The 6,568-nt window shown below is 73.2% G+C and carries 6 protein-coding genes; 3 read left to right on the forward strand and 3 right to left on the reverse strand.

Annotation, left to right across the window (positions count from 1 at the left end; all coding sequences use genetic code 11):
• Positions 1–31 precede the first annotated feature (31 nt).
• On the reverse strand, positions 32–1,159 hold the full coding sequence (locus SSP08S_RS27975; protein WP_019070951.1) for an 8-amino-7-oxononanoate synthase: 1,128 nt from the start codon (positions 1,157–1,159) through the stop codon (positions 32–34).
• 148 nt (positions 1,160–1,307) lie between these two features.
• Here SSP08S_RS27975 and bioB point away from each other — a divergent pair, with 148 nt between their 5' ends.
• The 3 genes from bioB to bioD are packed head-to-tail and all read left to right on the forward strand — an operon-like array spanning position 1,308 to position 4,501.
• Complete coding sequence (gene bioB, locus SSP08S_RS27980; protein WP_019070952.1) at positions 1,308–2,492, forward strand: biotin synthase BioB; 1,185 nt, start codon at positions 1,308–1,310, stop codon at positions 2,490–2,492.
• Positions 2,485–3,783, forward strand: coding sequence for an adenosylmethionine--8-amino-7-oxononanoate transaminase (locus SSP08S_RS27985; RefSeq protein WP_019070953.1), 1,299 nt, complete (start codon positions 2,485–2,487; stop codon positions 3,781–3,783). The genes bioB and SSP08S_RS27985 overlap by 8 nt, the downstream gene beginning before the upstream one ends.
• Position 3,784: 1 nt before the next feature.
• Positions 3,785–4,501 (forward strand): dethiobiotin synthase, encoded by a 717-nt coding sequence (bioD, locus tag SSP08S_RS27990; RefSeq protein WP_019070954.1) that lies wholly within the window; start codon positions 3,785–3,787, stop codon positions 4,499–4,501.
• Between the two features lie 11 nt (positions 4,502–4,512).
• Here bioD and SSP08S_RS27995 read toward each other — a convergent pair whose 3' ends face one another.
• Together SSP08S_RS27995 and SSP08S_RS56120 are read right to left on the reverse strand one after the other, a co-directional pair.
• Positions 4,513–4,959, reverse strand: a complete 447-nt coding sequence (locus SSP08S_RS27995; protein ID WP_019070955.1) for an NUDIX domain-containing protein — start codon at positions 4,957–4,959, stop codon at positions 4,513–4,515.
• 30 nt (positions 4,960–4,989) lie between these two features.
• A partial coding sequence (locus tag SSP08S_RS56120; protein ID WP_439654580.1) for a LuxR C-terminal-related transcriptional regulator occupies positions 4,990–6,568 on the reverse strand: 1,579 nt, incomplete at its 5' end.

Raw genomic sequence — 6,568 nt, forward strand, 5'->3', positions numbered from 1 at the left:
CGTCAGCGACGCACGACCGTGTCACGCCGACTCATGGTCGCGTCTCGCCGATCACACGTACAGCGCGTTCGATCTCGGCCCCGGAGAGGTCCGCTCGGGCGGTCAGCCTGAGCCGTGAGATGCCGTCGGGCACGGAAGGAGGACGGAAGCAGCCCACGGCCAGCCCTGCCGTACGGCAGTCGGCCGCCCACTGCACGGCCGCCTCCGGGGACGGTGCCCGCACCGACACCACCGCGGCGTCCGGACGTACCGCTTCCAGACCCGCGGCGGTGAACCGTGTGTGCAGCTCACTCGCCACGGCACGGGCCCGGGCAGCCCGCTCGGGCTCGCGCCGCAGCAGGGTGAGCGCCGCCAGCGCGGCACCGGCCGCCGCCGGGGCCAGTCCCGTGTCGAAGATGAAGGTCCGCGCCGCGTTGACCAAGTGGTCGATCACCCGGGCCGGCCCGAGCACGGCACCGCCCTGACTGCCCAGCGACTTGGACAGCGTGACCGTCACGACCACGTCCTCGGCCCCCGCGAGCCCCGCCGCGTACGGCAGCCCGCGCCCGCCCTCGCCCAGCACCCCGAGCCCGTGCGCGTCGTCGAGCAGCAGCCCCGCCCCGAACTCCCGGCCCGCCTCGGCGAGCGCCCCCACCGGAGCCGCGTCCCCGTCCACGGAGAACACCGAGTCGGACACGACCACGGCCGGCCCGTCGTGCGTCCGCAGCGCCTTCCGCACCCCGTCCGGATCGGCGTGTCCTACGACCTGGGTGGCGCCCCGGGCCAGTCGGCAGCCGTCGATGAGCGAGGCGTGGTTGCCCGCGTCGGAGACGATCAGCGAGCCGTGCGGGGCGAGCGTGGTGACCGCGGCGAGGTTGGCCGCGTAGCCGGAGGAGAAGACGAGGGCCGCCTCGAACCCGGTGAACTCGGCCAGCTCGCGCTCCAGTTGGGCGTGCAGCTCGGTCGTACCGGTGACGAGCCGCGACCCGGTGGACCCGCCGCCCCAGGTCCGCGCCGCCGCCGCGGCCCCCTCGACGACCTCGGGATGGTGGGCGAGTCCCAGGTAGTCGTTGCTCGCGAGATCGAGGAGCGGCGAGTCGGCGGGACGCGGGCGCAGGGTCCGTACGAGCCCGGCGCGGCGGCGCAGCTCCGCCTGGTCGTCGATCCAGCCGAACGCCATGGTTCCTCCGGGGGCTTTTGTAGGCAGTGCACAGACACTAATCGGACGACCAGCCGCCCATGGTGTGGTGATACCCACACCGTCGACCCCATGTCTTGTCCAATCTCTCCTTGGCCGAGGGCGGTCCCGTAGGACAGGATCGGGACTCATGGACCTGCTGAACACGCTCGTGGACAAGGGGCTTCGGCGCGAGCTGCCGACCCGCGCCGAGGCACTCGCCGTCCTCGCCACCTCCGACGACGACCTGCTGGACGTCGTGGCCGCGGCCGGAAAGGTGCGCCGGCACTGGTTCGGCCGACGGGTGAAGCTCAACTACCTCGTCAACCTGAAGTCCGGCCTGTGCCCCGAGGACTGCTCGTACTGCTCGCAGCGGCTCGGCTCCAAGGCCGACATCCTGAAGTACACGTGGCTGAAACCCGACGATGCCTCGAAGGCCGCGGCGGCCGGTGTGGCGGGTGGCGCCAAGCGGGTCTGTCTGGTGGCCTCCGGCCGGGGCCCGACCGACCGGGACGTGGACCGGGTCGCCGGCACCATCAAGGCGATCAAGGACCAGAACGAGGGCGTCGAGGTGTGCGCCTGCCTCGGCCTGCTCTCCGACGGCCAGGCCGACCGGCTGCGCGAGGCGGGCGCGGACGCCTACAACCACAACCTCAACACGTCCGAGTCGACGTACGGCGACATCACGACCACCCACACGTACGCCGACCGCGTCGACACCGTGCAGAAGGCGCACGCGGCGGGTCTGTCCGCCTGCTCCGGCCTGATCGCCGGCATGGGCGAGACCGACGAGGACCTGGTCGACGTCGTCTTCTCCCTCCGCGACCTGGACCCGGACTCGGTGCCGGTGAACTTCCTGATCCCGATGGAGGGCACCCCGCTCGCCCAGGAGTGGCACCTCACCCCGCAGCGGTGTCTGCGCATCCTCGCGATGGTGCGGTTCGTCTGCCCGGACGTCGAGGTGCGGATCGCGGGCGGCCGTGAGGTCCACCTGCGCACGATGCAGCCCCTCGCCCTGAACCTCGCCAACTCGATCTTCCTCGGCGACTACCTGACGTCCGAGGGCCAGGCCGGCCACGCCGACCTGGAGATGATCGCGGACGCGGGCTTCGAGGTGGAGGGCGCGGGCGAGGTGACGCTGCCGCAGCACCGCGCCTCGGCGGGCGGCTGCGGCTCCCATGAGGAAGCCTGCGGAGGCTGCGACTCGCACGAGGGCGCCGGCGTCTGCGGCTCGGCTCCCGCTGCCACGCCCGCACCGCAGGTCGACGAGGTCCGCCGGGACCTGGTCTCCGTACGCCGCCGAGGTGCCGGAACGGATCTCGCGCCCAATGCCTGACCCGACCTCCCTGCCCGGCATGCCCGTCGCCGAACTGCTCGAACTGGACCGGCGGCACGTCTGGCATCCCTACGGTCCGATGCCCGGCCGGGTCGAACCGCTCGTCGTGGAGTCGGCGAGCGGGGTCCGGCTACGACTGGCGGACGGCGGGGGCGAGTTGGTCGACGGCATGTCGTCCTGGTGGTCGGCGATCCACGGCTACAACCACCCCGTGCTCAACGAAGCCGCGCGCGAGCAGCTCGGCCGGATGAGCCACGTGATGTTCGGCGGGCTCACGCACGAGCCCGCCGTACGCCTGGCGAAGCTCCTTGTCGACATGTCTCCCGAGGGCCTGGAGCATGTCTTCCTCGCCGACTCGGGCTCGGTGTCGGTCGAGGTCGCGGTGAAGATGTGCCTCCAGTACTGGCGCTCGCTCGGCCGCCCCGCGAAACAGCGTCTGCTGACCTGGCGCGGCGGCTACCACGGCGACACCTGGCAGCCGATGTCGGTGTGCGACCCCGAGGGCGGGATGCACGAGCTGTGGTCGGGGGTGCTGCCCCGGCAGGTGTTCGTGGACGCGCCTCCGGCCGAGTACGAGGAGTCGTACGCCGACGAACTGCGCGCCGCGATCGGGCGGCACGCGCACGAACTGGCCGCGGTGATCGTGGAACCGGTGGTGCAGGGCGCGGGCGGGATGCGGTTCCACTCCCCCGCGTATCTGCGGGTGCTGCGCGAGGCGTGCGACGCGCACGACGTGCTGCTGGTGTTCGACGAGATCGCGACGGGTTTCGGCCGTACGGGCGCGCTGTTCGCGGCGGAGCACGCCGCGGTGACCCCGGACGTGATGTGCGTGGGCAAGGCGCTGACCGGCGGCTACATGACGATGGCGGCGAGCCTGTGCACGTCCCGCGTGGCCGAGGGCATCTCGCAGGGCGAGGTACCGGTCCTGGCCCACGGCCCGACCTTCATGGGCAACCCGCTGGCGGCGGCCGTGGCCTGCGCGTCGATCGAACTCCTCCTGAACCAGGACTGGTTGACGGAGGTCAAACGCATCGAGGCGGCCCTGCGGGAGGGCCTGGCCCCGGCTTCGGAGATCCCCGGCGTCCGGGACGTCCGCGTCCTCGGCGCCATCGGCGTGGTCCAGCTCGACCACGACGTCGACATGAGGGCCGCCACGGACGCGGCCGTACGCGAGGGCGTGTGGCTACGGCCGTTCCGCGACCTCGTCTACACGATGCCGCCGTACGTCACGGGCGACGCCGACCTGGCGCGGATCGCCCGCGCGGTGTGCGCGGCGGCGCGGGAGGGATGACATGCCGGTACTGGTGATCACGGGCACGGGCACGGAGGTCGGCAAGACGATCACCACGGCCGCCGTAGCCGCGGCGGCCCTCGCGGCCGGCCGCACGGTGGCCGTTCTGAAGCCCGCCCAGACGGGTCTACGGCCGGACGAGCGCGGCGACGCCGACGAGGTCGCGCGGCTCGCGGGCACCGTGACGACGGCCGAACTCGCCCGCTACCCCGAGCCGTTGGCCCCGGCGACCGCGGCCCGCCGGGCCGGCATGCCTCCGGTCCGCCCGCACGAAGTGGCGGAAGCGGCCCAGAAGTTGGCCACCGAACACGACCTCGTCCTGGTCGAGGGCGCGGGCGGACTGCTCGTACGGTTCGACGAGCAGGGCGGCACACTGGCGGACGCGGCACGGCTCCTGTGCGCACCGGTCCTGGTCGTGGCGTCGGCGGGCCTGGGCACCCTGAACACAACAGAACTGACAGCCCGTGAACTCCGTTCCCAGCGGCTCGACTTGCTGGGCGTGGTGATCGGCAGCTGGCCCAACAGCCCTGATCTCGCGTCGCGTTGCAATGTGGCCGACCTGCCGGAGGTGGCGGGGGCACCGCTGCTGGGCGCGCTGCCGGAGGGGGCCGGCGCTCTCACCCCTGCCGACTTCCGCGCTGCGGCACCGAGTTGGCTGGCGGCGCGGCTGGATGGGACTTGGGATGCGGAGGGGTTCGGGGGGCGGGAGGCACCGTAACCGGACGGCGTTCAGGCCTCCAGCCGGTCCAGCCAGGCGTCCTGACCGTCCGCCAAAGGGAAAGCCAGGGGCAGCGGCTCGAAACGGCAGTGGAAGGTCATGCCGTTGTCACGGCCCGCGCCCGTCACATGGTGGTCCCATGCGTCCGGGACCACCGCGTCGGCGTCCACCTCCAGTGCGAAGAACGTGGTGTGGCGTGGGAAGCGGCGGATCGGGTGCGGGGTGTGCTCCTCGGCGATCGGGCGCAGTACGCGTACGCAGGTCAGCCCGGATTCCTCCGCGACTTCACGCAGCACCGCCTCTTCCAGTGGCTCCTCCGGCGCCACGCCTCCCGCCGGGACGTGTGTGCCGGGTGGGAGATCCGCGTCGTGGTCGAAGACGAGCAGTTCTGCCGACCGTCCCGCGCGTCGGCGCAGTACATAGGCCGCCACCCGGACGCGCAACGTCAACTCCCGCATTCCCGCAGGGTAAGGGAGGTACCCGGGGCTTCAGGATGCCTCTCCTTCTGCCAGCAACCGCACCAGTTCGATCCGGGAGCGGATGCCCAACCGGCTGAAGACGCCGCGCAGATGGTGGTCGATGGTGCGGGGGCTGAGGGCTAGGCGGACGGCGATCTCGCGGTTGGTGGCGCCGTCGGCTGCCATGCGGGCGACCATGAGTTGTTGGGCGGTCAGGCGAGCGGCCGGTGTGGGGAGGGTGGTCGCGGCCACCGGTGTGCCGAGGGCGCGGAGTTCGGCTCGGGCCTGGGTCGCGCAGTGCGGGGCGCCGAAGGACTCGAAGGCCTCCAGTGAGGTGTGCAGGTGGTCGCGGGCCTCGGTGCGTCGGCGCAGTCGGCGCAGGGCGCCGCCGAACAGCAGCTCCGTGCGGGCCCGTTCGAAGTCGCGGGTGCCGCGCGCATGCAGGTCGAGGGCGGTGCGGTAGTGGTCGACGGACTCGGTGCCGGGGGCGAGCAGGGCCCGGCAGCGGGCGCTCAGGGCGAGGTCGTCGGGGCTGCGTACGGCACGTGCCCAGCGGTCGTAGTCGGCGTGCGCGGCGCGGGCGATGCGCGTGTCACCGCTGCGGGCGGCGGCCTCGACGTAGTGCGGGGTGGCGAGGTGCCGTATCGCCCGGTGGCCGTGGCCCGGACCGAACCCGGCGAGCGCGCGCAACCGGGCCGCCGCGGCGGCGAAGCGTCCGGTGCTCAAGTCGAGGTAGGCGAGCGCCCATTGGGCGAGCGCGGCGGGCAGTCCCAGGCCGTGGCCGAGCGCGTACGAGCGGGCGGCGGCGGCGCGTTCCCGGCAGACGTCCTCGTCTCCGGTGAGCGCCGCGAACATGGCGAGGGCCGCCTGGAGATGGCAGGCACCGTTGTCCTGGCCGGTGGCGTGGGCCTGCCAGAGGGCGTCCGCCGCGGCCGTCTCGGCGGCTCGCGGGTGACCGGTCCAGAACTCGGCGTACGCCCGGAACTCCATCGCCTGCGGCACGATCACCATCGCACCGCGCGCCCGGGCCGAGGCCGCCGCCCGCACGGTGGCGGTGGTGGCGCGGGTGTGGTCGCCGAGCATCAGGGCGGCGATGCCGGCGTGGACGAGGAGGGTGGGGTCGCCGCCGGGACCGCACCGCCCGGCGGCGGCTTTCAGCAGGTCCCGTGCGTCCTCGTACCGCCCCTCGAACGCGGCGGCCAGTCCCCCGAGCGTCCCGTGCGGCACGATCCCGAGCCGGGAGGCGACGGCAGCCGCCTCCCGACAGCGTCTCAGGTCCCCGGTGTAGACGGCGGCCTCGGTGGCCCGCGCGAGGAGGTGAACTGCGTGGTCCGGGGCGGGCGTTCGGGGTACGGCGGTGACGCGGGGGGTGTCGGTGGGGCGGGGGGTGTCGGTGGGGCGAAGTGGCGTCGCCGCCGGCGGCTCGGCCGTTCGGGGTGCTGCCGTTCCGGGCGCACCCGCCCGGGGAGCCGCCGTAGCTGGCGCATCCGGCCGGGGAATGGCCGCTCCAGACACATCCGCCCGGGAAGTCGCCGCTCCAGACACATCCGCCCGGGAAGTCGCCGCTCCAGACACATCCGCCCGGGAAGTCGCCGTTCCAGGCACATCC

This window comes from Streptomyces hokutonensis, from assembly GCF_000376565.1.
In the GTDB taxonomy this organism is placed as follows: Bacteria; Actinomycetota; Actinomycetes; order Streptomycetales; family Streptomycetaceae; genus Streptomyces; species Streptomyces hokutonensis.